Source organism: Pseudomonas sp. OTU5201, from assembly GCF_038440135.1.
GTDB classification, from domain to species: Bacteria; Pseudomonadota; Gammaproteobacteria; order Pseudomonadales; family Pseudomonadaceae; genus Metapseudomonas; species Metapseudomonas resinovorans.
In genome coordinates this window covers 111,135-136,583 of the sequence record NZ_JASATC010000001.1, presented here as the reverse complement: position 1 = coordinate 136,583, position 25,449 = coordinate 111,135, and the positions used below count along the sequence as shown (strand labels likewise).

General features: G+C 62.8%; 24 protein-coding genes. 14 read left to right on the top strand and 10 right to left on the bottom strand.

Annotated elements, in window-relative coordinates:
• Nucleotides 1-26: 26 nt before the first annotated feature.
• Together AAHM40_RS00670 and AAHM40_RS00665 are read right to left on the bottom strand one after the other, a co-directional pair.
• Entirely contained in the window at nucleotides 27-347 is a 321-nt protein-coding gene (locus AAHM40_RS00670; protein ID WP_342242983.1) for a hypothetical protein, read from the bottom strand.
• Between the two features lie 98 nt (nucleotides 348-445).
• Nucleotides 446-1,042, bottom strand: a complete 597-nt coding sequence (locus tag AAHM40_RS00665; RefSeq protein ID WP_028627816.1) for a cysteine hydrolase family protein — start codon at nucleotides 1,040-1,042, stop codon at nucleotides 446-448.
• Between the two features lie 225 nt (nucleotides 1,043-1,267).
• On the opposite strand from AAHM40_RS00665, the gene prmB reads away from it, so the two are divergent.
• Nucleotides 1,268-2,182 carry a 50S ribosomal protein L3 N(5)-glutamine methyltransferase gene (prmB, locus tag AAHM40_RS00660; RefSeq protein ID WP_342242982.1) on the top strand — a complete coding sequence of 305 codons (915 nt, stop codon included), beginning with the start codon at nucleotides 1,268-1,270 and terminating at the stop codon, nucleotides 2,180-2,182.
• A gap of 9 nt (nucleotides 2,183-2,191) precedes the next feature.
• Here the strand turns inward: prmB and AAHM40_RS00655 are convergent, their stop codons facing one another.
• Nucleotides 2,192-2,971 (bottom strand): hypothetical protein, encoded by a 780-nt coding sequence (locus AAHM40_RS00655; protein ID WP_342242981.1) that lies wholly within the window; start codon nucleotides 2,969-2,971, stop codon nucleotides 2,192-2,194.
• A gap of 106 nt (nucleotides 2,972-3,077) precedes the next feature.
• Nucleotides 3,078-4,058 carry an alpha/beta hydrolase gene (locus tag AAHM40_RS00650; protein ID WP_342242980.1) on the bottom strand — a complete coding sequence of 327 codons (981 nt, stop codon included), beginning with the start codon at nucleotides 4,056-4,058 and terminating at the stop codon, nucleotides 3,078-3,080.
• 132 nt (nucleotides 4,059-4,190) lie between these two features.
• On the opposite strand from AAHM40_RS00650, the gene aroC reads away from it, so the two are divergent.
• From aroC to AAHM40_RS00620, 6 genes are all read left to right on the top strand, one after another.
• Nucleotides 4,191-5,282, top strand: coding sequence for a chorismate synthase (aroC, locus tag AAHM40_RS00645; RefSeq protein ID WP_342242979.1), 1,092 nt, complete (start codon nucleotides 4,191-4,193; stop codon nucleotides 5,280-5,282).
• A complete protein-coding gene (locus tag AAHM40_RS00640) occupies nucleotides 5,279-6,439 on the top strand; it encodes an MFS transporter (protein WP_342242978.1) in 1,161 nt (386 codons plus the stop codon). Before aroC ends, AAHM40_RS00640 begins: the two co-directional genes overlap by 4 nt.
• The gene (locus AAHM40_RS00635; protein WP_342242977.1) at nucleotides 6,436-7,050 is read left to right on the top strand and encodes a methylthioribulose 1-phosphate dehydratase; all 615 of its coding nucleotides are present in this window, start codon (nucleotides 6,436-6,438) and stop codon (nucleotides 7,048-7,050) included. The genes AAHM40_RS00640 and AAHM40_RS00635 overlap by 4 nt, the downstream gene beginning before the upstream one ends.
• Before the next feature lie 87 nt (nucleotides 7,051-7,137).
• The gene (locus tag AAHM40_RS00630) at nucleotides 7,138-7,683 is read left to right on the top strand and encodes a 1,2-dihydroxy-3-keto-5-methylthiopentene dioxygenase (protein ID WP_342242976.1); all 546 of its coding nucleotides are present in this window, start codon (nucleotides 7,138-7,140) and stop codon (nucleotides 7,681-7,683) included.
• 95 nt (nucleotides 7,684-7,778) lie between these two features.
• Nucleotides 7,779-8,462, top strand: a complete 684-nt coding sequence (gene mtnC / locus AAHM40_RS00625; protein ID WP_342242975.1) for an acireductone synthase — start codon at nucleotides 7,779-7,781, stop codon at nucleotides 8,460-8,462.
• Nucleotides 8,463-8,645: 183 nt separating this feature from the next.
• Nucleotides 8,646-9,203: a histidine phosphatase family protein gene (locus tag AAHM40_RS00620; protein ID WP_342242974.1), complete on the top strand. Its 558-nt coding sequence runs from the start codon at nucleotides 8,646-8,648 to the stop codon at nucleotides 9,201-9,203.
• A 4-nt stretch (nucleotides 9,204-9,207) separates the two neighbouring features.
• On the opposite strand, the gene AAHM40_RS00615 is transcribed toward AAHM40_RS00620, so the two are convergent.
• On the bottom strand, nucleotides 9,208-9,708 hold the full coding sequence (locus tag AAHM40_RS00615; RefSeq protein ID WP_342242973.1) for a methylated-DNA--[protein]-cysteine S-methyltransferase: 501 nt from the start codon (nucleotides 9,706-9,708) through the stop codon (nucleotides 9,208-9,210).
• Nucleotides 9,709-9,710: 2 nt separating this feature from the next.
• On the bottom strand, nucleotides 9,711-10,619 hold the full coding sequence (locus AAHM40_RS00610) for a DNA-3-methyladenine glycosylase family protein (protein WP_342242972.1): 909 nt from the start codon (nucleotides 10,617-10,619) through the stop codon (nucleotides 9,711-9,713).
• A gap of 159 nt (nucleotides 10,620-10,778) precedes the next feature.
• On the opposite strand from AAHM40_RS00610, the gene speE reads away from it, so the two are divergent.
• Nucleotides 10,779-11,639 carry a polyamine aminopropyltransferase gene (gene speE / locus AAHM40_RS00605; RefSeq protein ID WP_342242971.1) on the top strand — a complete coding sequence of 287 codons (861 nt, stop codon included), beginning with the start codon at nucleotides 10,779-10,781 and terminating at the stop codon, nucleotides 11,637-11,639.
• A gap of 226 nt (nucleotides 11,640-11,865) precedes the next feature.
• Here the strand turns inward: speE and AAHM40_RS00600 are convergent, their stop codons facing one another.
• Genes AAHM40_RS00600 through rloA form a run of 3 tightly spaced genes read right to left on the bottom strand, consistent with a single transcriptional unit; the run spans nucleotide 11,866 to nucleotide 14,924 of the window.
• Entirely contained in the window at nucleotides 11,866-12,852 is a 987-nt protein-coding gene (locus tag AAHM40_RS00600; RefSeq protein WP_342242970.1) for an alpha-L-glutamate ligase-like protein, read from the bottom strand.
• Between the two features lie 3 nt (nucleotides 12,853-12,855).
• Nucleotides 12,856-14,382, bottom strand: a complete 1,527-nt coding sequence (gene rloB / locus AAHM40_RS00595; protein ID WP_342242969.1) for an osmotic stress tolerance membrane protein RloB — start codon at nucleotides 14,380-14,382, stop codon at nucleotides 12,856-12,858.
• A 5-nt stretch (nucleotides 14,383-14,387) separates the two neighbouring features.
• Nucleotides 14,388-14,924, bottom strand: coding sequence for a retropepsin-like aspartic peptidase RloA (rloA, locus tag AAHM40_RS00590; protein WP_028627801.1), 537 nt, complete (start codon nucleotides 14,922-14,924; stop codon nucleotides 14,388-14,390).
• A 305-nt stretch (nucleotides 14,925-15,229) separates the two neighbouring features.
• Here rloA and AAHM40_RS00585 point away from each other — a divergent pair, with 305 nt between their 5' ends.
• The 5 genes from AAHM40_RS00585 (at nucleotide 15,230) to prpF (ending at nucleotide 22,011) form a co-directional block, all read left to right on the top strand.
• The gene (locus tag AAHM40_RS00585) at nucleotides 15,230-15,952 is read left to right on the top strand and encodes a GntR family transcriptional regulator (RefSeq protein WP_280284244.1); all 723 of its coding nucleotides are present in this window, start codon (nucleotides 15,230-15,232) and stop codon (nucleotides 15,950-15,952) included.
• Entirely contained in the window at nucleotides 15,949-16,833 is an 885-nt protein-coding gene (gene prpB, locus AAHM40_RS00580) for a methylisocitrate lyase (protein ID WP_342242968.1), read from the top strand. Before AAHM40_RS00585 ends, prpB begins: the two co-directional genes overlap by 4 nt.
• Nucleotides 16,834-16,918: 85 nt before the next feature.
• Nucleotides 16,919-18,076, top strand: a complete 1,158-nt coding sequence (prpC, locus tag AAHM40_RS00575; protein WP_342242967.1) for a bifunctional 2-methylcitrate synthase/citrate synthase — start codon at nucleotides 16,919-16,921, stop codon at nucleotides 18,074-18,076.
• Between the two features lie 2 nt (nucleotides 18,077-18,078).
• Nucleotides 18,079-20,694, top strand: a complete 2,616-nt coding sequence (gene acnD, locus AAHM40_RS00570) for a Fe/S-dependent 2-methylisocitrate dehydratase AcnD (RefSeq protein ID WP_342242966.1) — start codon at nucleotides 18,079-18,081, stop codon at nucleotides 20,692-20,694.
• A 129-nt stretch (nucleotides 20,695-20,823) separates the two neighbouring features.
• Nucleotides 20,824-22,011, top strand: a complete 1,188-nt coding sequence (gene prpF / locus AAHM40_RS00565; protein ID WP_342242965.1) for a 2-methylaconitate cis-trans isomerase PrpF — start codon at nucleotides 20,824-20,826, stop codon at nucleotides 22,009-22,011.
• 54 nt (nucleotides 22,012-22,065) lie between these two features.
• On the opposite strand, the gene ppsR is transcribed toward prpF, so the two are convergent.
• On the bottom strand, nucleotides 22,066-22,884 hold the full coding sequence (ppsR, locus tag AAHM40_RS00560; RefSeq protein WP_342242964.1) for a posphoenolpyruvate synthetase regulatory kinase/phosphorylase PpsR: 819 nt from the start codon (nucleotides 22,882-22,884) through the stop codon (nucleotides 22,066-22,068).
• 164 nt (nucleotides 22,885-23,048) lie between these two features.
• On the opposite strand from ppsR, the gene ppsA reads away from it, so the two are divergent.
• Nucleotides 23,049-25,418, top strand: coding sequence for a phosphoenolpyruvate synthase (gene ppsA / locus AAHM40_RS00555; protein WP_342242963.1), 2,370 nt, complete (start codon nucleotides 23,049-23,051; stop codon nucleotides 25,416-25,418).
• The last annotated feature ends 31 nt before the right edge of the window (nucleotides 25,419-25,449 follow it).

Genomic DNA, 25,449 nt, shown 5'->3' with positions numbered 1-25,449 from the left:
GTTTACCCAAATACCCCGTGTGGGGCTCAGTCGCGTTTCTTCATGAGGTGAGGTGACATGCTCAGGCCGCTGCGGCGTCGGGACCACCGTCGGCAGAGGCGCCAGGCGAGTACGCCGATCCAGAGGAAGAGCAGGCCGAAGAGAAACAGCACTATCGCTGCACCCGTGCTGTCGTTGAGGGGGCCGAGGGCGGGCGGGCGGCCAAGGAGGGTGGCGGCGCCGGCCATTGCGAGCAGTACACCGAAGCTGGCCAATAGCGCGGAGAGTGCCGCTGCTAAACGCCAGCGCCAGTTGCCTGGGCCGCGTGGGCGCAGGCGGCGGGCATCGAAACCATCGGATAACTTCATCCGGACGTCCTCTTGCTTGATCGGGGTATGACCGGCGCCAGCTGGCGGTGGTTCCGGTCAACCCCGTCGCGGATGTCGCGGGATATTGCGACGCCTCGTTAGATAAGCGCCTTGGCCTGCGGCACCACACTGGCGAAGTTGTCGGCGAGGGCGATCACCTCGACACGGTGCATGTCTTCCGCGCTGATAACGCCGCCGTCGACGGTTGGCAGGTCGCGGGTCGCGCAGGCTGCACTCACCAGCGTGCAGCGATAACCATAGTCCTTGGCAGCGCGGACCGTGGTGCTGATGCTGGAGTGGGTCATGAATCCGCAGACGATCAGGTCCAGGTGCCCGATAGCTTGCAGGCGGTCATGCAGGTCGGTGCCGGCGAATGCGTTGGGCAAGCGCTTCTCGACCACGATCTCGCCCGGCAGGGGCGCGACCTCGGGCAAGTGCTCTCCACGCTCTCCACGGGGATCGAAGATGCCGCCGGGTACACCGAGGTGTTTTACATGGACGATGGCGCTGCCCATGGCGCGGGCGGCGGCAAGGAGGCTGGCAATCTCGCCGAGGGCGGCATCGAGACCGGGCAGGGCGAGAACGCCGCTACGGTACTCTTCCTGGGCGTCGATGATCACCAGGGTGGCATTGTTCAGGTTGGCCGGCGGATAGCCACGGCCACTGAGCTGGAACATGGATTTCGGGGCGGACATGCGAATCTCCAGGTACGACATGGCCACCATTGTCCGCCCTGCGGCGCAATAAGTGAACCATGGGCCAAGGTCCAGTTGCCCGGCGAGGACGCGGCGCTCAACTGCCACGCGGACTGCAGGGTGGATTGTGCGGCGTTTTTGGGGTGTCCGTTCGTCGGCGCCTGCGGGCTGCTCCAAGACGGTAGGGGTGCTAGAATCTTCGGCCCGTTTTCCGAGGTAGCTGCCGTGTCCGAATCCCGCCTGCGCACCCTGCGTGACCACATCCGCTGGGCTGTCAGCCGTTTCCATGCTGAGAACCTGTTCTTCGGTCATGGCACCGACAACGCCTGGGATGAAGCCCGTCAACTGGTGTTGGGCGCACTGCACTTGCCTTACGAGATTTCTGACAGCTACCTGGACTGTCGCCTTGAAGAGGACGAATGCGCTCACCTGCGCGAGCTGCTGCGTCGGCGCATCGACGAGCGTGTTCCGGTCGCCTACCTGCTGGGCGAGGCCTGGTTTTGCGGCATGCCTTTCTTGGTCGACGAACGGGTGCTGGTGCCTCGTTCGCCCATCGCCGAGCTGATTCAGCAGCAGTTTGCACCCTGGCTGCCCCAGGACCCGGCGCGTGTCCTCGACCTCTGCACGGGCTCGGGCTGCATCGGTATCGCCTGCGCCCATACGTTCGCGCACGCGGAGGTGGTGCTCGCTGACCTTTCCTTTGACGCCCTGGAAGTCGCCAACCTGAATATCGAGCGCCACGGCCTGGAAGAGCGCGTCTACACGGTACAGGGCGATGGTTTCGACGGCCTGCCGGGGCAGCGCTTCGACCTGATCGTATCCAATCCGCCCTATGTGGATGCCGAGGACTTTGCCGACATGCCGGCTGAATACCACCACGAGCCCGAACTGGGCCTGGCCTGTGGCAATGATGGTCTGGACCTGGTGCGGCGGATGCTGGCCGAGGCGGCTGACCACCTGACCGAGAAGGGCTTGCTGATCGTGGAAGTGGGCAACAGCCAGTCGCACGTCGAAGCGCTTTATCCAGAGGTGGATTTCCTCTGGCTGGACTTCGAGCATGGCGGACACGGTGTATTCATGCTCAGCGCCAGGCAGTGCCGGGAACACCAGCCGTTGTTCCGCGCGCGACTGAATCCCTGACCCTTCGGGTCAGCGGGTGATGATCCAGATCAGCAGGCCCGCCTGAAATACCGCGAATGCCACCAGGCAGGCGATGGTAAAGCGCAGGCCGCTGTCTTCACGTTTGTAGAGGGCGATGCGCTCTTCAAGTTTGCGAATCTCCACCTCCTGCCGCCGCAAGTTATGGTCAGCCTGCTCGAGCATCGCGGCGGCTTCCTGCAGTCCCACCAATTGGACCTTCTCGCGGTGCCAGTCACCGTGCAGTTCGCTGATCTGGCCAGCACTGTAGCTCGCCTTCAGCTGCAGGTTGTCCAGGTAATTGATCTCGAATCCCTGCGCCTTGAGGACGTGGTCGCGACGTAGACGCGCCTCGTTGTCCAGTGCGTCCTTGGCGGGCAGGGCGCCGCCCTCTATTCGATAATGGGCCCAGCGTTGCTTGGCCCAGGCGATGCCTTGGGCAAGTAGAAAGCGTCCCAAGCCGCGGTTCTGCGGTTCCAGTTGCAGGCCGCAGTCCGGGCCGAAGCGGACTTCCTTGCTGCGGTGGTCAGCCCAGACTTCCAGCAGGTTCTGCTCCTTTCGCACCTTCTGTCCGGGAAGCCCGATGCTAAGGCGCAGCACGCTCTGCTCCTTGTTGTGCCGTTCCACTCGGCCCAATTCGACAAAGCGCAGTGGCCGTGTGCCGGTGTGGCGGTCGATGGGTTGGGGGGCGAGACGCAGCAGGTCGAAATGCTCGGCCGCCAGTTCCGTCCACGGATGGGGCGGCGGGGCGGCTTCTGTGGCGCTTTGCTGTTCGGCTGGGCTTTCGCTCATCGGGAAGTACCTTGCAAGAACCTGCTGCGACGGACTTGGTACGTCAGTGCGGATTCTGTACGTAAATGCCCGTGTCAGGCGAGATTTCCTACAGAATCTTTCGCCTTTATCGACCGCTCTTCGCATTTCTGGAGTCGGGCAGTTCCTCGATGAAGGCCAGGATGCGCTCGCCCAGCTCTCGTGCCAGGGGCAGCCGTGGGTCGCGGTAGGATGCCAGCTGCTGTGCCATATCCATCGGCACGATACGCAGCATATGGTTCATGCCCTCGATGATGGCCAGTTGGGCATCCGGTTTGGCGGCCTTGAGCCGCTCGGCATCGCTCACGCTCACCTGGATATCGTGGCTGCCCTGCAGGATCAGCGCGGGTATCGGCAGCCGGCCAAAGGCCCGTGCCGGGTCCTGGCGAAACAGGGAAATCAGGTACGGCTGCACACTGGGGCGGAACAGTACTTCCAATGGTTGCGGCACTTCGGCCACCTGCTGGCCCGCCCGCAAGCTGGCCAGCAAAGCTTCGCTCTGGGTCAGCAAAGGAGGGGGCAGGCGGTCCTGCAACTGGTCGCGCAGCAACTGGTCGATCGGGCGGGCGCTACCGGAAATGCTGACCAGCGCATCAGCACCCGCTGTCGCCGCCGCGAGGCTGGCGATCAGCGCACCTTCGCTGTGACCGATCAGGATCAGTTGGGAAAACCTCGCGTCCTGCTTCAGCTGTTGACCCCAGGCTGCGGCATCACCGGCGTAGAGCTCGATGCTGAGCTGGCGCTCATCCGCTCCTGCGTCCTGGCTAGCGGCAATGCCGCGCTTGTCGTAACGCACGCTGGCAATTCCATTGCGCGCCAGCAACTGGGCAAGTTTCTTCAGGCTGTCGTTGCGTCCGCCGAGGGGATTGTTGCCATCACGGTCGGTGGGGCCGGAGCCGGAGATGATCAGCGCCACCGGCACGGGCTGATCGGTCTTCGGGCGCAGCAAGGTGCCGCGCAGGATGCCGCTGCCGGTGTCCAGTTCGATCGGGCGTTGCAGCACGCTCTGGGGGGCGGCCTGGGCCAGGCCGGCAAGGAGAGGAAGGATCAGCATTAGAAGTCGCAGCATTGCTTTGAGGTCGATACTCGGAATGGTGGGTTGGACGCGGCAGCGGGCACAAGGTCGAGGGGTGAACTGGCCGGACGCCGCGGGTATACTGCTCGACCTTCGAACGAGGCCCATTTCTGCGGAGCACTGTGCATGTCCGGCAACACCTACGGCAAGCTGTTCACCGTCACCACCGCTGGCGAAAGCCATGGTCCGGCGCTGGTCGCCATCGTCGACGGCTGCCCGCCGGGGCTGGACCTGTCCCTCGAGGACCTGCAGCGTGACCTGGACCGCCGCAAGCCGGGCACCAGCCGCCACACGACCCAGCGCCAGGAAGCTGACGAGGTGGAAATCCTCTCTGGCGTATTCGAGGGCAAGACCACCGGTTGCGCCATCGGCCTGCTGATCCGCAACACCGACCAGAAGTCCAAGGACTACTCGGCGATCAAGGACCTGTTCCGCCCGGCCCACGCCGACTACACCTACCACCACAAATATGGCATTCGCGACTACCGTGGTGGTGGCCGGTCCTCGGCGCGGGAAACCGCGATGCGCGTGGCCGCTGGCGCCATCGCCAAGAAGTTCCTGGCTACTCAGGGCATCACCGTGCGCGGCTACATGAGTCAGCTCGGCCCCATCGAGATTCCCTTCAAGACCTGGGATTCGGTGGAACAGAACGCCTTCTTCAGCCCTGACCCGGACAAGGTTCCCGAGCTGGAGGCCTACATGGACCAGTTGCGCCGTGACCAGGACTCGGTGGGCGCGAAGATCACCGTGGTTGCCGAAGGTGTGCCGCCAGGACTGGGCGAGCCGATCTTCGACCGCCTGGATGCTGAACTGGCCCATGCGCTGATGAGCATCAACGCCGTCAAGGGCGTTGAGATCGGTGCAGGCTTTGACAGCGTGGCCCAGCGCGGTACCCAGCACCGCGACGAAATGACCCCGGAAGGCTTCCTCTCCAACAACGCCGGCGGCATCCTCGGCGGCATCTCCTCTGGCCAGCCGATAGTCGCCAATCTGGCGCTGAAACCGACCTCCAGCATCACCACGCCCGGTCGCTCCATCGACGTTCACGGCAACCCGGTGGATGTGGTCACCAAAGGCCGCCACGATCCGTGCGTGGGCATTCGCGCGACCCCGATCGCCGAAGCCATGATGGCCATCGTGCTGATGGACCACCTGCTGCGCCACCGCGCGCAGAATGCCAGCGTGCGGGTCGAAACCCCGGTGCTCGGCCAGCTGTGACGGGCGGCGCGAACGCGCTGCCCTATTGGCGGCTTTCCAGCTTCTATCTCTTCTACTTTTCCCTGCTGGGCGCCACGGCGCCCTTCCTCGGTCTTTACTTTGCGCACCTGGGCTTTTCCAGTGCACGTATCGGCGAGCTGCTGGCGATCCCCATGCTGATGCGCTGCGTAGCGCCCAACCTCTGGGGCTGGCTGGGCGACCGCAGCGGCCGGCGCCTGGACATCGTGCGGTTCGGCGCCTTCTGCACCCTGCTGACCTTCTCGCTGATTTTCGTCAGCCAAAGCTACGCCTGGCTGGCACTGATCATGGCCTTGCATGCCTTCTTCTGGCATGCCGTGCTGCCTCAGTTCGAGGTGATCACCCTCGCACATCTCCGGGAGCAGGCGGCGCGCTACAGCCAGGTACGGCTCTGGGGCTCCATCGGCTTCATCCTGACGGTGATCGGTTTGGGCGAGCTGTTCGAGCTGTTCAGCCTCGACCTCTATCCCTGGGCGCTGGTGCTCATCATGAGCGGTATCGTCCTCAGCAGTTTCTGGGTGCCGAATGCCGCGCCCCAGGCCAGGCCCGACGTGCCGGGGCAGAGCGGCTTTATCGACCAGTTGCGCCAGCCGGGAGTACTGGCCTTCTATCTGAGCGTGGGCCTGATGCAGCTGTCCCACGGGCCTTACTACAGTTTCCAGACCATCTACCTCGAATCCCTTGGCTACTCGCGCAGCCTGATCGGCCAGCTCTGGGCGCTGGGCGTGGTGGCTGAGGTGCTGCTGTTCATGGTGATGGCGCGCATTCTTACGCGCTATTCGGTTCGCGTGGTGCTGTTGGCCAGTTTCCTGATCGCCGCCCTTCGCTGGCTGCTGATCGGTAATTTCGCCGACCAGTTGCCGGTACTGCTGTTTGCACAACTGCTGCATGCCGCTACTTTCGGCAGCTTTCACGCTGCCGCCATCCATTTCGTGCAACGTCGGTTCGGACCGCGCCAGCAGGGGCAGAGTCAGGCGCTCTACGCCGCCCTGGCCGGCACCGGCGGCGCCCTCGGTGCACTCTACTCGGGCTACAGCTGGAGCAGCCTGGGGCCGCTCTGGACTTACGTTATCGCGACGCTCGCGGCGCTCGCCGCAGCCGTTATCATTGCCACCCAATTGCAGGAGGAGCGGGCATGAATCGCCAAAAACTCGCCCAGGAAATCATCGAAGCCGGCCGTTTCCTGTACAACCGTGGCTGGTCGCCGGCCACCAGCAGCAACTATTCGGCGCGGCTGTCCGCGACCGAGGTGCTGCTGACCGTTTCCGGCAAGCACAAGGGTCAGCTCGGCCCGGACGATGTGCTGGCCACGGATATGGACGGCAACAGCCTGGAGCCAGGCAAGAAGCCCTCGGCCGAAACCCTGCTGCACACCCAGCTTTACCGCTGGAAACCGGAAATCGGCGCCGTGCTGCATACCCATTCGGTGAACGCCACCGTGTTGTCGCGCCTGACGCTGGCCGATTCTCTGGTGTTCGCCGATTACGAGTTGCAGAAGGCCTTCAGCGGCATCAGCACCCACGAGTCCCAGGTGCTGGTGCCGATCTTCGACAATGACCAGGACATCGCCCGTCTGGCCGCCAAGGTGCAACCCTGGCTGGAACAGCACGCTGACTGCGTGGGTTACCTGATCCGTGGCCACGGCCTCTATACTTGGGGGCCGCGCATGAGCGACGCCCTGCGCCAGGTCGAAGCCTTCGAGTTCCTCTTCGAGTGCGAACTGAAGACGCTCTCGATCACCCAGCGCTGAAGCTTCCTTCGCACGAAGATGCCTGACTGATACCGGTGTCGTCCGACCCGCCAGAGAGCCGGGAGGACGCCCGCAAGGAGTACCCAGATGAGCAGCCTGACCGTTTACCACGAATCCAGCCCCGACCTGCCGAACAAGGTGCTGACCCACCTGGATGACATCGCCTCCACCCTCGCGTCCGTCGGTGTGCGCTTCGAGCGCTGGGAGGCTTCCGCCCCCATCGCGCCGGGTGCCAGCCAGGAGGAAGTGATCGCCGCCTATCGCCCGCAGATCGACCGCTTGATGCGGGAGCAGGGCTACGTGACCGTCGACGTCGTCAGCTTGACCCGCGACCACCCGCAGAAAGACGAACTGCGAGCCAAGTTCCTCGACGAGCACCGCCATGGCGAAGACGAGGTGCGGTTCTTCGTCGCCGGCCGTGGCCTGTTCACTCTGCACATCGACGATTACGTCTATGCCGTGCTTTGCGAAAAGAACGACCTGATCTCCGTGCCGGCCGGCACCCGTCACTGGTTCGACATGGGCGAACATCCGCACTTCGTCGCCATACGCCTGTTCAACAACCCGGAAGGCTGGGTCGCCAAGTTCACCGGCGACGAAATCGCCAAGCGTTTCCCCCAGCTGGAAGACTGAGTTGCAGGAGCCGGCTTGCCGGCGAATGGGTACGAGGTACCTTCGCGAGCAAACTCGCTCCTACGACAGCCATACCGATTCACCTGGAGTTTCCAATGCCCATCAAGGCCATCCTCACTGATATCGAGGGCACCACCAGTGCGGTGAGTTTCGTATTCGACGTGCTCTTCCCCTTCGCTGCACGCCACCTGCCGGAGTTCGTCCTGACCCATGCCGGCGAACCGGCGGTGGCGCAGCAGATCGACGCCGTGCGGGACGAAAGCGGCGAGGTCGGGGCTAGCCTGGAGCGGGTGGTGGAGATCCTCCTGGGTTGGATCGCCGAAGACCGCAAGGCCACGCCCCTCAAGGCGTTGCAGGGCATGGTCTGGGAGCAGGGCTACCAGGCTGGCCAGCTCAAGGGCCATGTCTACCCCGATGCCGTTGAGGCACTGCGCCGCTGGAAGGAAGAGGGCTATGACCTCTTTGTCTACTCTTCGGGTTCTATCCAGGCGCAGAAGCTGATCTTCGGTTGCTCCGAGGCAGGCGACCTGGCGTCGTTGTTCTCCGGCTATTTCGACACCACCTCGGGAGCCAAGCGAGAGGCCGCGTCCTATCAGCGCATTGCGTCCGCCATTGGCCTGCCGGGCGAGCAGATCCTCTTCCTTTCCGACGTGGTCCAGGAGCTGGATGCTGCGCGCGAGGCTGGCATGCAGACTATTGGCCTGGCTCGCGAGGGTGGCGTGCTGGACGGCCATGAAACCGTGGCGAGTTTTGCGGTGATCGACTTGACACGCTTTTGACGCCGTCTGAAATCGTCTGACGGAGCGTGAGGAAGGCTGTCGTCGGCCGATCTATCCTTGGGGTGACTGCATCCAACCGTGAGCGTCCCCCATGGGTTCCCGCCTCTGCGTCGTTGCGGCTTGTCCCGATCCGATCCCTTACAGGGCAGTTGGCGGGTGGGTGCTGGAACTGGCGCTCTGGTCATGACCCGTCTATTCGTCCTGATGTTGCTCGCGATGCTGGCGTTGCCAGCGCCCGCTGACCAGAAGTCAGCCTGGCAGGCTCTGCGCGAAGGCAAGGCTTTCCTGCTGTTGCGTCATACCACCGCTCCGGGGACTGGCGACCCGGAAGGCTTTCGCCTGGGGGATTGCAGTACCCAACGCAATCTCAGCGACAAGGGACGCCAGGAGGCGAAGCGGTGGGGCAAGCTGCTGGTGCGGCGCAAGGTGGAGCAGCCGCGCCTCTATACCAGCAACTGGTGCCGTGCCCAGGACACCGCCCAGGAAATGGGCCTGGGGGCGGTGGAAACCCTTTCGGCGCTTGACTCCTTCTTCAGTGATCCGGACAGCCAGGCCGCGCAGACTGTCGAGTTGCGCAAGGCTATCGACAAGGTGCCCAAGGACAGGCCGGTGGTGATGGTCAGCCACCAGGTGAATATCAAGGCCCTGACGGGAGTGTTGGCGAAGAACGGCGAGGGTCTGATCATTGAGTTGCCCTTGGCGGATCCGCCAAAGGTAATGGCGCGTATCCGTCAGCCCTGAACATTCAGATCAGCAGCAGCTGGTCCTGCTCCGGTTGCAGCTTCACACCTTCCAGCTTCAGCAGTAGTGCCTTGCGCGGCAGGCCGCCGGCATAGCCGGTCAGGCTGCCATCGCGGCCGATCACCCGGTGGCAGGGAATGATGATGGAGATGGGGTTGGCACCATTGGCGGTGCCGACGGCGCGCACGGATTTCGGGTTGCCGATGCGTTCGGCCAGTTCGCTGTAGCTGGTGGTACGGCCGTAGGGGATTTCCAGCAGGGCCTGCCAGACTTGCTGCTGGAAGCGCGTGCCCCGTGGCGCGAGACGCAAGTCGAAGCGCTTCAGGCGCCCCTCGAAGTAAAGGTCCAGCTGGCGGCAGGGTTCGTCCAGTTGTCGACCGGCTGGCACCCAGTCAGTGTCGGGCTGCCAGCGTTCGGTGTTGTCCATGTAAAGCAATTGCAGGCCCGACTCGTCTCCAGCGAGCAACAGCGGGCCGGTGGGGCTGTCGTGGTAGCGGTAATGCATCTTCACTTCTCCTCGGCGTAGCTCTGCCAGAGATAGACGGCGGCGTAGGCGCGCCATGGGCGCCATTGTTCGGCGCGGCTAGCCAGTTCTCGTGCGCTGATGCCCTCTGGCCCCCAAAGTGGCGACTTGAGCAGCCCGAGGTCGGCAGAGGGGAAGGCGTCCGGCTCCCCGAAAGCGCGCAGAGCAATGTACTCGGCGGTCCAGCGGCCGACGCCGGGCAGGGCGCAGAGACGCTCGATCAGGAATTCGATGCCCGCCGCCAGGTTCAGTTCCAGGCTGCCATCGGCCACTGCCTGAGCGAATCGACGCAATGTGTCGACTCGTTTACCGGGCATCCCGATACCGGGCAGTGGATCGTCGGCGATGGATTGTGGGGTAGGGAAGAGCCGTTGCGGGCCGTCGACTTCGGCATCTGCCAATGGCTCGCCAAGACGCTCCACCAGGCGCCCGGCGATGGTCACCGCTGCCTTCACCGTTACCTGTTGGCCGATGATGGTACGCACCCCTTGCTCAAAAGGGTCGAACGCGACGGGTAGGCGCAATCCCGGATAACGTGCCAGCAGCCCTTGCAACAGCGGATCGCGGCCCAGGTGCTGGGCGATGGCAGCCGGATCGCTGTCAAGGTCGAACATTTGCCGCACGCGCGGTGCCAGCTGCGGCCCCAGGTCCCGAACCGACGGGCTCAGTTCAAGCTCCAGGGCGCCGGGTAACGGACGCAGGCGGAACCATCCGCTGCGCTCGCCCAGGCGGAAGCTGCGGCAATAGCTGTCGGTCGTCAGGTGCTCGACCCCGGGCAGGCGCCGCAGGGCGAAATGTTGCTGGAACTGCTTCCAGCTCCAGGGCTCGAAGTAATGAAGGCGCATGGGCTCGATGGGCTCGCGGGTCCGAATGGTGGAAGCAATTGCAGTCATGGAGCGACGATATTCTCTTGGCGCCGCGTCGTCTCTGCAAAACTGACTTTCAAATTCTCCCGCCGCGGTTCGACCTGACATCGAAGCCATCGTAGAATGCGCGCCTTTTCATGGGGCGGAGGCACCGTCCGCTAATACAGCCAGCAGGGGAGACAACCCATGAGCGATTACCAGGAAACTCTCTACGACGGTTATGGCCAGCGCTTCCGCATGGACAAGCTGCTGCACGAAGTGCGCACTGAGCACCAGCACCTGGTGATCTTCGAGAACGCGCGCATGGGGCGTGTCATGGCCCTCGACGGTGTGATCCAGACCACCGAGGCCGACGAGTTCATCTATCACGAGATGCTCACCCACGTGCCAATCCTCGCCCATGGCGCGGTGAAGAGCGTGCTGATCATTGGCGGTGGCGATGGCGGCATGTTGCGCGAAGTGCGCAAGCACCGTGATATCGAGCGCATCACCATGGTCGAGATCGACGGCACCGTGGTCGAGATGTGCAAGGAATTCCTGCCGAACCACTCCAAGGGTGCCTATGAAGACCCGCGCCTGAATCTGGTGATCGATGACGGCATGCGTTTCGTCGCGACCACCCAAGAGAAGTTCGACGTCATCATCTCCGACTCCACCGATCCCATCGGTCCGGGCGAGGTGCTGTTTTCCGAGAACTTCTACCAGGCCTGCCGCCGCTGCCTGAACGATGGCGGTGTCCTCGTGACCCAGAATGGCACCCCCTTCATGCAGCTGGGCGAAGTGCAAACCACTGCCAGCCGCATGGATAGCCTGTTTGCCGACTGGCACTTCTACCAGGCCGCCGTGCCTACCTACATTGGTGGCGCCATGACCTTCGCCTGGGGCGCAACCGACCCGGAGATGCGCAAACTGCCGGTGGAAACCCTGCGCCAGCGCTACGCTGGCAGCAGCATCGTGACCCGTTACTACAATCCGGAAGTCCACGTCGGCGCGTTCGCCCTGCCGCAGTACGTGCTGCACGCGGTGAACAAGCCGAGCAACGATTGAAAGTGTGCGGGTAGACGAAGAAGGGGCCGGAAGGCCCCTTCTTTATTTCATGCCTTTAGTGGGGTGGATGGCGCTTTTTTCATCCACCGGCGGTGCCCCACCGCCTCCAATGGTGGGCCGGTGAAGCGTGGTCCGCCCTAGTGATGAAGCCTGCATTTGGCCTTGGCCGGATACGCAGAATGAACAAGCCCGGCAACTTGGCCGGGCTTTTTCATGGAGGGGTGGATCAGATTTCCGTCGGCCGCACGTGGCCAAAGAGCTCCTGGGATACCCGAACGCGCTCTTCCGGGGTTTCCTGGATACCCTTGGCCTTCAGCTCTTCGAGGCGGGCCTCGATGGCGTGGGCTCGGTGGGTCAGTCCGCAGTCGTTGGCGATCTGGATGTTCAGGCCGGGACGGGCGTTGAGCTCGAGGATCAGCGGGCCCTTGTCCTGGTCCAGCACCATGTCGACACCGATGTAGCCCAGGCCGCACAGCTCGTAGCAGCCGGCCGCCAGCTTCATGAAGCCATCCCAGTTCGGCAACTGCACGCCGTCCACCGCGTTGGTGGTGTCCGGGTGCTTGGCGATCTTGTTGTTCAGCCAGGTACCGCGCAGGGTAACGCCGGTGGCCAGGTCCACGCCCACGCCGATGGCGCCCTGGTGGAGGTTGGCCTTGCCGTTGGATTGCCGGGTCGGCAGGCGCAGCATGGCCATCACCGGGTAGCCCATCAGCACGATGATGCGGATGTCCGGTACGCCTTCGTAGCTGATGCTCTTGAAGATCTGGTCCGGGGTCACGCGGTACTCGATCAGCGCGCGGTCACGGTGCCCGCCGAGGGAGTAGAGGCCGGTGAGGATGGAGGAAATCTGGTGCTCGATTTCCTCGTGGCTGATGATCTTGCCCGAAACCGTCTTGTAGCGGCCTTCGAAGCGGTCGGCGATCACCAGGATGCCGTCGCCGCCGGCGCCTTGCGCCGGCTTGATCACGAAGTCGTTACGCTCGCCGATGATGTCGTTGAGCTTCTCGATTTCCTTCTCGGTGGAGATGACCCCGTACATCTCGGGTACGTGGATCCCCGCCTCGATGGCGCGCTGCTTGGTGATGATCTTGTCGTCGACGATCGGGTACAGGTGCCGTTTGTTGTATTTCAGCACGTAGTCCGCGTTTCGCCGGTTGATGCCCATGATGCCTTTGGCTTCGAGGGCTTTCCACGTTTTGAGCAGGCCGAACATGGCTCAGTCCTTCAGGAAGGCTTTGAAGCGGAAGAGTTCGGTCAGGCGGTAGCCGCGGTAGCGACCCATCGCCAGCATGAAGCCCACCATGATCAACAGCACAGCCGGGAAGGTGAAGATGAAGTAGGTCAGCTCCGGCACGGTCATCAGCAGGTGCGCCAGGGTGGCCGCGACCAGTGTGCCGATCGCCACCTTGAAGGCATGGCCGCCGCCACGTTCTTCCCAGGTGATCGACAGGCGTTCGATGGTCATGGTCAGAATCACCATCGGGAACAGGGCAACCGACAGGCCGCGCTCCAGGCCGAGCTTGTGGCTCAGCAGGCTGATGACCGCGATCAGCACCACCACGAAGGTCAGCACCACCGAGAGCCTTGGCAGCATCTGTAGCTTCAGGTGTTCGAGATAGGAACGTAGCGACAGGCCGAGCGCCGTGATGATGGTGAACAGCACGATGCCGAAGCCCAGCTGGGTTTCGCGGAAGGCGAGGGCGATCAGCACCGGGGTGAAGGTACCCAGGGTCTGCAGGCCGCCGAGGTTACGCAGGATCAGGATCACCAGCACGCCAATCGGGATCATGATCATGATCTGGTAGGTCTGCTGGGTCTGCAGGGGCAGGCCGTAGAGCGAGTACTCCAGGAAGTCGGCGTCGGTGTTCTCGTCGGTCAGCTTGGCCAGGCGGATGGCGTTCATCTCGCTGTTGTTCATGCTGAAGGTCACCTGGACCTTCTTGCCGCCGTCGACGGTGATCAGGTTGTTGTCACCGGTCCACCAGATCAGGCGATCGTTGGGCAGGCCTTGCTCGCCGGTATCCGGGTTGAAGTAAAGCCAGTTCTCGCCATTGAAGCTGCGCAGCCAGAGCTCGGGGCTTTGTGCCTGCTCGCTCACCAGGCGGATGGTATGGACGCGCTCCATCGGCACGTGGGCGATGGACAGCAGCAGCTCGATGACCTTGGCCTTGTTCGGTGTGCTCTGATCGCCGGCGAGCAGCAGCTTGACGTTGTCATCGTTGAGGTTGTTGACCCGCTTGATGGTCTCGCTGATGAAGGTCTCGACGTCCGCCGAGTGCTGGCGGATGGGCGCCAGCAGGGCTTCGGCAGCTATTTTCTCGGGGCCTTCCACCGGGATGCTGTCACGGAAGATCGGGCCCTTGTCCTTCGCTTTCTCACCGCTGTAGCGCTTGGTCAGTACCAGGCGGTAGTAGAGCGTCTGGTTGCCGCTGGCACGACGGGCGGACCAGGTCACTTTGCGGTTGCCGTCAACGCGATTGATGCTCACCCCGTAGTTATTGGAGATGAAGCTCTCGTTGAGGCTGACGTAGTCCCGGTTCAGTGGCGGGACGAACATCTGGACCTTGACCGGATCGCGCGGGCTGGCCTGGAACTCGACCTTGGCGTCGATGTTCCACAGGTCGTCGGTCTCATCCTCGGTGATCGGGATGCCCTGAATGAATATCTGGTAGGCCGTTATCAGAATGCCCAGGCTCACCAGGAGGGTGATCAGGACTTTCAGATGCAGGGTAAGAGAGCGCATGTGGGTTACTCGTCAGAGTTTGCGTCGGTGGCACAGCCGGGTTTGCCGGCAGCGTATTTAAGGCTCGGGTCGACCAGTGCATCGAAGCGCTTGAGCGCCTCGGAACCGATCAGAAGCGGATATTGGAAAGCACTACGGTCGGTGAGGTTCACTTCGATATGCCGCAGGGCGGTGCCCATGCACACTTCCAGCTCAATGACCGGGCGTGCAGTGTAGGTCTTGCCTTCCTCGGGGTCATAGTCGCCGGCGCGGCGTTTGATTTTGCTGATTCGCGCCAGGGGGCGTTCGATCGGATGTTCGTGAGCATCGTCTATGGCCAGGTAGAAGCGCACCCAGGGTTCGCCATCCTTCTTGAAGCGCTTGATGTCGCGCGCACTGAGGGAGGCGGTCTTGGCGCCGGTATCGAGCTTGGCTGCGACTTCCAGGTCGAGATCCTTCAGCTTGGCGTACTCGTTGAGACCGTAGACGGTCTTCTCGGTGGCGAGGCCAAGGCTGGGGAGGGCGAGCAGGCAGGCAAACAGGGCGAAGGGCTTGAGTGTCATAAGTCCTTTGAGCGTAACGCGGTCATCGGTCCAGGAGCCCGGCCCACGGCCATCTTGGCTGCGGCGCCTGGTCTGGGAGTCTAGCAGGCAAGTCATTGGCGCCCAGACTGGCGCTGGCGGCGCGCATTCTAACACGCGGATTTTCCGGCGCGACAGACGCTTATGCCGCCAAAGGTCAGGGCGTGACGGCGTAGATGGAATTTCCAGGTTCAAAATGGATTGTCGACAATTGGTCGGGTTTGGTTTGACAGTTTGGCTTTGTTAGCAGTAATTTTGCGTCACCAAACAAGAATGTGTCGACAATCATGCTGGATGCCACTGAAATCCCCGTCGCAGAACCGCTGGACTCGGAAACTCTAGCCGAGAGTGTCTTCCGGCGTATCCAGACCGCCATCGTGCGCGGAGAGATCGCCCCTGGCAGCAAGATCTCCGAGCCTGAGCTGGCGCGTACCTACGGCATCAGTCGCGGGCCGCTGCGTGAGGCGATCCACCGCCTGGAAGGGCAGCGGCTGCTGGTGCGGGTGCCGCATGTCGGTGCGCGGGTGGTGTCGCTCAGCCATGCCGAGCTGATCGAACTCTACGAAATCCGGGAGTCCCTCGAGGGCATGGCCTGCCGTCTGGCCGCCGAGCGCATGAGTCAGGCCGAGATCGACGAACTGCGCCGGGTGCTGGACACCCACGAGCGCGACGAGGCCTTCCAGGCCGGGCGCGGCTACTACCAGCAGGAAGGCGATTTCGACTTCCACTATCGGATCATCCAGGGCAGCGGCAACCAGACCCTGACCCAGATGCTTTGCGGTGAGCTCTATCAGCTCGTGCGCATGTATCGCCTTCAATTCTCCACAGTGCCGAACAGGCCCCGCCAGGCTTTCAACGAGCACCACCGAATTCTCGATGCCATCGCCGACCGAGACGGCGAACTGGCCGAGTTGCTGATGCGCCGTCACATCGGTGCCTCCAAGCGCAATATCGAGCGCCACTACAAGGAAGCGCTCGCCAACCCGTCCAAAACACGAGGTGAGTCATGAGTCAGAAAACCGCCGGCCAGCGCTTCCGCGACGCGATTGCCGAGGAGCATCCGCTGCAGGTGATCGGCGCCATCAACGCCAACCATGCACTGCTGGCCAAGCGTGCCGGCTTCAAGGCCATCTACCTGTCCGGTGGCGGTGTTGCCGCCGGCTCGCTCGGCCTGCCGGACCTGGGTATCAACACCTTGGATGACGTGCTCACCGACGTGCGCCGTATCACCGACGTGTGTGACCTGCCGTTGCTGGTGGATATCGACACCGGCTTCGGTCCCAGCGCCTTCAACATCGAGCGCACCGTCAAGAACCTGATCAAGGCGGGTGCTGCGGCTGCCCATATCGAAGACCAGGTCGGCGCCAAACGCTGCGGCCATCGTCCGGGCAAGGAAATCGTCTCCACCGAGGAGATGGCCGATCGCGTTAAGGCCGCTGCCGATGCCAAGACCGACCCGAGCTTCTTCCTGATCGCCCGCACCGACGCCATTCAGGCCGAGGGTGTTGATGCCGCCATCGAGCGCTGCCTGCGCTACGTGGAGGCAGGTGCTGACGCCATCTTCGCCGAAGCGGCCTACGATCTGCCGACCTACAAGCGCTTCGTCGATGCGCTGGGCGTGCCGGTGCTGGCCAACATCACCGAGTTCGGCGCCACCCCGTTGTTCTCCCGCGATGAGCTGGCTTCGGTCGGCGTCGCTATCCAGCTTTACCCGCTGTCGGCCTTCCGTGCCGCCAACAAAGCGGCCGAAGCTGTCTACACCGCCATTCGCCGCGATGGCCATCAGAAAGACGTTATCGACCTGATGCAGACGCGCGCCGAGCTGTATGACCGTATCGGCTACCACGCCTTCGAGCAGAAGCTCGATGCCCTGTTCGCCGCCAAGAAGTAACCGGACGCGGGCCGCGTTTTCAGCGTCGCGGCCCGCGGAAAAAACAAGACACAAGCAACCGGATTGAAATGAGGAGAATCACGCGATGAGCGCTACCGAAAATACCACTGCCTTCAAACCGAAGAAGTCCGTGGCCCTGAGTGGCACCGCTGCCGGCAACACCGCCCTGTGCACCGTTGGCCGCACCGGTAACGACCTGCACTACCGCGGTTATGACATTCTCGACTTCGCTACTGCCTGTGAGTTCGAGGAAATCGCTCACCTGCTGGTGCATGGCAAGCTGCCGAACGTTGCCGAACTGGCTGGCTACAAGTCCAAGCTGAAGGCCCTGCGTGGCCTGCCGGCCGGCGTGAAGGCCGCCCTTGAGCAACTGCCGCCATCCGCCCACCCGATGGATGTGATGCGCACCGCTGTTTCCGTGCTGGGCTGCCTGTCTCCGGAGAAGGATGATCACAACCACCCGGGCGCCCGTGATATCGCCGACAAGCTGATGGCCTGCCTGGGCTCGGCGCTGCTCTACTGGTACCACTTCAGCCACAACGGCAAGCGCATTGACGTGGAGACCGATGATGACTCCATCGGCGGTCACTTCCTGCACCTGCTGCATGGCGAAAAACCGCGCGACTCCTGGGTCCGCGCCATGCACACCTCGCTGATCCTCTACGCCGAGCACGAGTTCAACGCCTCCACCTTCACTTCCCGCGTTATCGCTGGCACCGGTTCCGACATGTTCTCCTGCATCACCGGCGCCATCGGCGCGCTGCGTGGGCCGAAGCATGGCGGTGCCAACGAGGTGGCCTTCGAGATCCAGAAGCGCTACGACAACCCGGACGAGGCGGAAGCCGACATCCGCGCCCGCGTTGAGAAGAAGGAAGTGGTGATCGGCTTCGGCCACCCGGTCTACACCGTGTCCGACCCGCGCAACAAGGTGATCAAGGAAGTGGCTCGCGAGCTCTCCGCTGAGCAGCACAACACCAAGATGTTCGATATCGCCGAGCGTCTCGAGTCGACCATGTGGGAAATCAAGAAGATGTTCCCCAACCTCGACTGGTTCAGTGCCGTCAGCTACCACATGATGGGTGTGCCCACCGCCATGTTCACCCCGCTGTTCGTCATCGCCCGTACCTCGGGCTGGTCGTCCCACGTCATCGAGCAACGCATCGACGGCAAGATCATCCGCCCGAGCGCCAACTACGTCGGCCCGGAAGACCTGAAGTTCGTGCCGCTCAAGGATCGCCCATAACCATGAACAGCCAATACCGCAAGAGCCTGCCCGGCACGGCGCTGGACTACTTCGACGCCCGCGCGGCGGTCGAGGCCATCGAGCCTGGCGCCTGGGCGCGTCTGCCTTATACCTCCCGTGTGCATGCCGAGAACCTGGTGCGCAAATGCGATCCGGCAATCCTCAATGAGTGCCTGACGCAGATCGTCGAATGCAAGCGTGAGCGCGACTTCCCCTGGTTCCCTGCCCGTGTGGTCTGCCACGACATCCTCGGCCAAACCGCGCTGGTGGACCTGGCTGGCCTGCGCGACGCCATCGCCGACCAGGGCGGTGACCCCGCTCAGGTCAACCCGGTGGTGCCGGTGCAACTGATCGTCGATCACTCCCTGGCCGTGGAGTGCGGGGGCTTCGATCCGCAAGCGTTCGAGAAGAACCGCGCCATCGAGGACCGTCGCAACGAGGACCGCTTCCATTTCATCGAGTGGACCAAGAAGGCCTTCAAGAACGTCGATGTGATCCCGCCGGGCAACGGCATCATGCACCAGATCAACCTGGAGAAAATGTCGCCGGTCATCCACAACGACAAGGGCCTGGCCTATCCGGACACCTGCGTCGGCACGGACAGCCACACCCCGCACGTCGACGCCCTGGGCGTGATCGCCGTGGGCGTGGGTGGCCTGGAAGCCGAAAACGTCATGCTCGGCCGCGCGTCCTGGATGCGCCTTCCGGAGATCATCGGCGTCGAGCTGACCGGCAAACCCCAGCCGGGTATCACCGCCACCGACGTGGTGCTGTCGCTTACCGAATTCCTGCGCAAGGAAAAGGTCGTCGGTGCCTATCTGGAGTTCCGCGGTGAGGGTGCCGCCGCCCTGACGCTGGGCGACCGCGCTACCATCTCCAACATGGCTCCGGAGTACGGCGCCACTGCGGCGATGTTCTTCATCGACCAGCAAACCATCGACTACCTCAAGCTGACCGGTCGCGACGACGAGCAGGTCAAGCTGGTGGAGACCTACGCCAAGCAGGCCGGCCTCTGGGCTGACAGCCTGGATGATGCGCAGTACGAGCGCGTGCTGAGCTTCGACCTATCCTCGGTGGTACGTACCCTGGCGGGTCCCTCCAACCCGCATCGCCGCTTGCCGGTGAGCGCCCTGGCCGAGCGCGGTATTGCCGTCGACCTGGACAAGGCTCGCGCCCAGGAGGCCGATGGCCTGATGCCGGATGGGGCAGTCATCATCGCCGCCATCACCAGTTGCACCAACACCAGCAACCCGCGCAACGTGATCGCTGCCGGCCTGCTGGCACGTAACGCCAACAAGCTGGGGCTGGTGCGCAAGCCCTGGGTGAAGTCCTCCCTGGCACCGGGGTCCAAGGCGGTGAAGCTGTATCTGAAGGAAGCCGGCCTGGAGCAGGAACTGGAGCAGCTCGGCTTCGGCGTGGTGGCATTCGCCTGCACCACCTGCAACGGCATGTCCGGTGCACTGGACCCGAAAATCCAGCAGGAGATCATCGATCGCGATCTTTATGCGACCGCCGTACTGTCCGGTAACCGCAACTTCGATGGGCGTATTCACCCCTACGCCAAGCAGGCGTTCCTTGCCTCGCCGCCGCTGGTGGTGGCCTACGCCATCGCCGGTACCATCCGCTTCGACATCGAGAAGGATGTGCTGGGCGTGGTGGATGGCAAGGAAATCCGCCTGAAGGACATCTGGCCGACTGACGAAGAGATCGATGCCGTGGTGAAGGCTGCGGTCAAGCCGGAGCAGTTCCGCCAGGTGTACATCCCGATGTTCACCATTCAGGAAGACACTGGCCCGAAAGTCGATCCGCTGTACGACTGGCGTCCGATGAGCACCTACATTCGCCGTCCGCCCTACTGGGAAGGTGCCCTGGCGGGTGAGCGCAGCCTCAAGGGTATGCGTCCGCTGGCGGTGCTGCCGGACAACATCACCACTGATCACCTGTCACCGTCCAACGCCATCATGGCGAACTCGGCGGCGGGTGAGTACCTGGCGAAAATGGGCCTGCCGGAGGAGGACTTCAACTCCTACGCCACCCACCGCGGTGACCATCTGACCGCCCAGCGCGCCACGTTTGCCAACCCGCAGCTGGTCAACGAGATGGCGGTGGTCGATGGCGAGGTGAAGAAGGGCTCCCTGGCTCGCGTCGAGCCGGAAGGCAAGGTGATGCGCATGTGGGAGGCCATCGAGACCTACATGGGCCGCAAGCAGCCGCTGATCATCGTCGCTGGCGCCGACTACGGCCAAGGCTCATCCCGCGACTGGGCGGCCAAAGGAGTACGTCTGGCGGGTGTGGAAGCGATCGTCGCTGAAGGCTTCGAGCGTATCCACCGGACCAACCTGATCGGCATGGGTGTCCTACCGCTGGAGTTCAAGCCGGGCACTACCCGCAAGACTCTCGGCATCGACGGCACCGAAACCTTCGACGTGATCGGCGAGCGTAGGCCGCGTGCCGACCTGACCCTGGTGATTCGCCGCACCAACGGCGAGTCCATCAAGGTCCCGGTCGTCTGCCGCCTGGATACCGCCGAAGAGGTGTCGATCTACGAGGCCGGTGGTGTGCTGCAGCGTTTCGCGCAGGACTTCCTCGAGTCCTCGTCGCAGAAAGCCGTCGGCTGAGGCCCGCGACAACCCCCTCTCCCTCCGGGAGAGGGTTGGGATGAGGGGGAAGTTGCCTTCCCTCATCCGCCCTTCGGGCACCTTCTCCCTGGGGGAGAAGGGCGTTCATAGTCTTTCAGGACAATCTTCATGCCCCACGTACCCCAAGTGAAAATCCCCGCCACCTATATCCGCGGTGGCACCAGCAAGGGTGTGTTCTTCCGCCTGCAGGATCTGCCAGAGCGCTGCCAGATGCCGGGCGAGGCCCGCGACCGGCTGTTCATGCGTGTAATCGGCAGCCCCGACCCGTACGCCGCGCATATCGACGGCATGGGGGGGGCCACCTCCAGCACTAGCAAGTGCGTGATCCTGTCGAAGAGCAGCCAGCCTGATCACGATGTGGATTACCTCTATGGCCAGGTCTCCATCGACAAGGCCTTCGTCGACTGGAGTGGCAACTGCGGCAACCTGTCCACCGCCGCCGGGGCCTTCGCGCTGCATGCCGGGCTGGTGGAGCCGGCGCGTATTCCGGAGAACGGCACCTGCGTGGTGCGCATCTGGCAGGCCAACATCCAGAAAACCATCATTGCCCACGTGCCGGTGACCAACGGCCAGGTCCAGGAAACGGGTGACTTCGAGCTCGACGGTGTGACCTTTCCGGCTGCGGAGATCGTGCTGGAATTCGTCGATCCTTCCGATGATGGGGAAGAGGGGGGCTCGATGTTCCCTACCGGCAACCTGGTCGACGACCTGGATGTGCCCGGCATTGGCACCCTCAAGGCAACCATGATCACCGCCGGCATCCCCACCGTGTTCGTCAATGCCGAGGACATCGGCTACAGCGGGACCGAGTTGCGGGAAAACATCAACACAAACCCCGAGGCGCTGGCCCGATTCGAGGCCATTCGGGTTGCTGGTGCCTTGCGCATGGGGCTGATCAAGACCCCGGAGGAGGCCGCCACCCGGCAGCACACGCCGAAGATCGCCTTCGTGGCAAAACCCAGGGACTATCTGGCCTCCAGTGGCAAGACGGTCAGGGCTGAAGAGGTGGACCTGCTGGTGCGTGCTTTGTCCATGGGCAAGCTGCATCACGCGATGATGGGCACCGCGGCCGTGGCCATCGGCACTGCCGCCGCCATTCCGGGCACCCTGGTGAACCTGGCAGCCGGTGGTGGCGAGCGAAGTGCTGTGCGCTTCGGCCATCCGTCGGGCACTCTGCGCGTTGGCGCCGAAGCAGTCCGAGTGGACGGCGAGTGGACCGTTACCAAGGCCATCATGAGCCGCAGTGCTCGTGTGCTGATGGAAGGTTGGGTGCGTGTGCCTGGCGATGCGTTCTAAATGATTCATCCATGAAAAAGCCCGCAGAAGCGGGCTTTTTCATCATTGATCGCGTTACTTGAGGCGTCGTTCGACACCTTTTTCCACCAGTATTTTGGCGGAAATCTCTTCTACCGAGAAATGGGTGGAGTTGATGAAGTTGATGTTTTCGCGGCGGAACAGGTTCTCCACCTCGCGCACTTCGAACTCGCATTGTGCGAAGCTCGCGTAACGGCTATTGGGCTTGCGCTCGTTGCGGATGGCGGTGAGGCGGTCGGGGTCGATGGTCAGGCCGAACAGCTTGCTCTTGTGCTGCTTGAGGGCTGCGGGCAGTTGAAGGCGTTCCATGTCCTCTTCGGTCAACGGGTAGTTTGCGGCGCGGATGCCGTACTGCATGGCCATGTAGAGGCAGGTCGGTGTCTTGCCGCACCGGGACACGCCCACCAGGATCAGGTCGGCCTTGTCGTAGTAGTGCGTACGGGCGCCGTCGTCGTTGTCCAGGGCGAAGTTAACCGCCTCGATCCGCTCCATGTAGTTGGTGTGGTGGCCGATGGAGTGGGATTTGCCGACGGAATACGAGGAGTGCGAGGTAAGTTCCTGTTCCAGCGGCGAAAGGAAGGTCGAAAAGATGTCGATCATGAATCCGTTGGAAGTGGCCAGGGTGTCTCGGATCTCCTGGTTCACTATGGTGTCGAAGATGATCGGGCGGGAGCCGTCCAGCACCGCGGCCTTATTGATTTGCTGTACGATGGCGCGCGCTTTTTCAATGCTGTCGATGTACGGTCGCGTGATCTTGTTGAAGGTGATGGTTTCGAACTGCGCCAAGAGGCTCTGGCCAAGGGTTTCTGCAGTGATACCAGTACCGTCGGAGATGAAGAAAGCGGTTCGTTTCATTTGCGCCAAAGGCCTTAAGTCAGGAACGATTCTTGGCTATGATAGGCCGCGTTTTTAGCCAGGCCCGAGCCGGTCGGCATTGTGACGTATTTTTCTGGACCAACGCCAGAACGCTGCGGAGCTGTTCCGCATGAGCTTTTCCAACAAATAGTGGAGAGATCACCTTGGTAGAATACGTAGTTTCCCTCGATAAGCTCGGCGTTCACGATGTTGAGCATGTGGGGGGCAAGAACGCATCCCTGGGCGAGATGATCAGCAATTTGGCTGGCGCCGGTGTTTCCGTTCCCGGTGGTTTTGCCACTACTGCCCAGGCCTACCGTGACTTCCTCGAGCAGAGCGGCCTGAACGATCGTATCCACGCGGCCCTCGACGCCCTGGACGTGGATGACGTCAACGCCCTCGCCAAAACCGGCGCGCAGATTCGCCAGTGGGTGATGGACGCCGAGTTCCCGGCTCGTCTCGATGCGGAAATCCGCACTGCCTTCACCGCCATGGCGGCCGGTAACGACAACATGGCTGTGGCCGTGCGTTCCTCCGCTACTGCCGAAGACCTGCCCGATGCATCCTTCGCCGGCCAGCAGGAAACCTTCCTGAACATTCGTGGCGTGGACAACGTGATCCGCGCTGCCAAGGAGGTATTCGCCTCCCTGTTCAACGACCGCGCCATTGCCTACCGCGTGCATCAGGGCTTCGACCACAAGCTGGTCGCCCTGTCCGCCGGTGTGCAGCGCATGGTCCGGTCGGAAACCGGCACCGCTGGCGTGATGTTCACTCTGGATACCGAATCCGGTTTCCGTGATGTGGTCTTCATCACTGCCGCCTACGGCCTCGGTGAAACCGTGGTGCAGGGCGCCGTAAACCCGGACGAGTTCTATGTCCACAAGCACACCCTGGAAGCCGGTCGTCCCGCCATCCTGCGCCGCAACCTGGGCAGCAAGGCGATCAAGATGATCTATGGCGAAGAAGCCAAGGCTGGCAAGTCGGTGAAGACCGTTGACGTGGACCGCGCTGATCGCGCCCGCTTCTCCCTGACCGACGCCGAAGTGACCGAGCTGGCCAAGCAGGCCCTGATCATCGAGAAACACTACGGTCGTCCGATGGACATCGAGTGGGCCAAAGACGGTGATGACGGCAAGCTGTACATCGTTCAGGCCCGTCCGGAGACCGTAAAGAGCCGCTCCAGCGCCACCGTGATGGAGCGCTATCTGCTCAAGGAAAAGGGCAAGGTCCTGGTGGAAGGCCGCGCCATCGGCCAGCGCATTGGCGCCGGCAAGGTCCGCGTGATCCACGACGTATCCGAGATGGACAAGGTCCAGCCGGGTGACGTGCTGGTCTCCGACATGACCGACCCGGACTGGGAGCCCGTGATGAAGCGCGCCAGCGCCATCGTCACTAACCGTGGTGGCCGTACCTGCCACGCGGCGATCATCGCCCGTGAACTCGGCATTCCGGCGGTCGTGGGCTGCGGCAATGCTACCCAGGTGCTCCAGGATGGCCAGGGCGTGACCGTCTCCTGCGCCGAGGGTGACACTGGCTTCATCTTCGAAGGCCAGCTGGGCTTCGATATCCGCACCAATTCCGTCGACGCGATGCCTGACCTGCCGTTCAAGATCATGATGAACGTCGGCAACCCGGATCGTGCCTTCGACTTCGCCCAGCTGCCCAACGAGGGCGTGGGTCTGGCTCGTTTGGAATTCATCATCAACCGCATGATCGGCGTGCACCCGAAGGCGCTGCTGAACTTCGCCGGCCTGCCGGCTGAGATCAAGGAAAGTGTCGAGAAGCGTATCGCCGGCTACAACGACCCGGTTGGCTTCTACGTCGAGAAGCTGGTTGAAGGCATCAGCACCCTGGCCGCGGCCTTCTGGCCGAAGAAGGTCATCGTGCGCCTGTCGGACTTCAAGTCCAACGAATACGCCAACCTGATCGGCGGCAAACTGTACGAGCCGGAAGAAGAGAACCCGATGCTGGGTTTCCGTGGTGCTTCCCGCTATATCAGCGAGTCCTTCCGTGACTGCTTCGAGCTGGAGTGCCGCGCGCTGAAGAAAGTGCGCAACGAGATGGGCCTGACCAACGTCGAAATCATGGTTCCGTTCGTGCGTACCCTGGGCGAAGGTAGCCAGGTGGTCGAGCTGCTGGCCAGCAACGGCCTGAAGCGCGGCGAGAATGGCCTGAAGGTCATCATGATGTGCGAGCTGCCGTCCAACGCACTGCTGGCCGAAGAGTTCCTCGAGTTCTTCGATGGCTTCTCCATCGGCTCCAACGACCTGACCCAGCTGACCCTGGGCCTGGATCGTGACTCCGGCATTGTCGCCCATCTGTTCGACGAGCGTAATCCGGCGGTCAAGAAGCTGCTGGCCAATGCCATTTCTGCTTGCAATAACGCCGGCAAGTACATCGGCATCTGCGGTCAGGGCCCGTCCGACCACCCGGATCTGGCGAAGTGGCTGATGGAGCAGGGCATCGAGAGCGTTTCCCTCAACCCGGACTCCGTGCTGGATACCTGGTTCTTCTTGGCGGAAGGTCAGGCCTGACCCTTCGTTAGTCGAAACGAAAAGGGCGGGT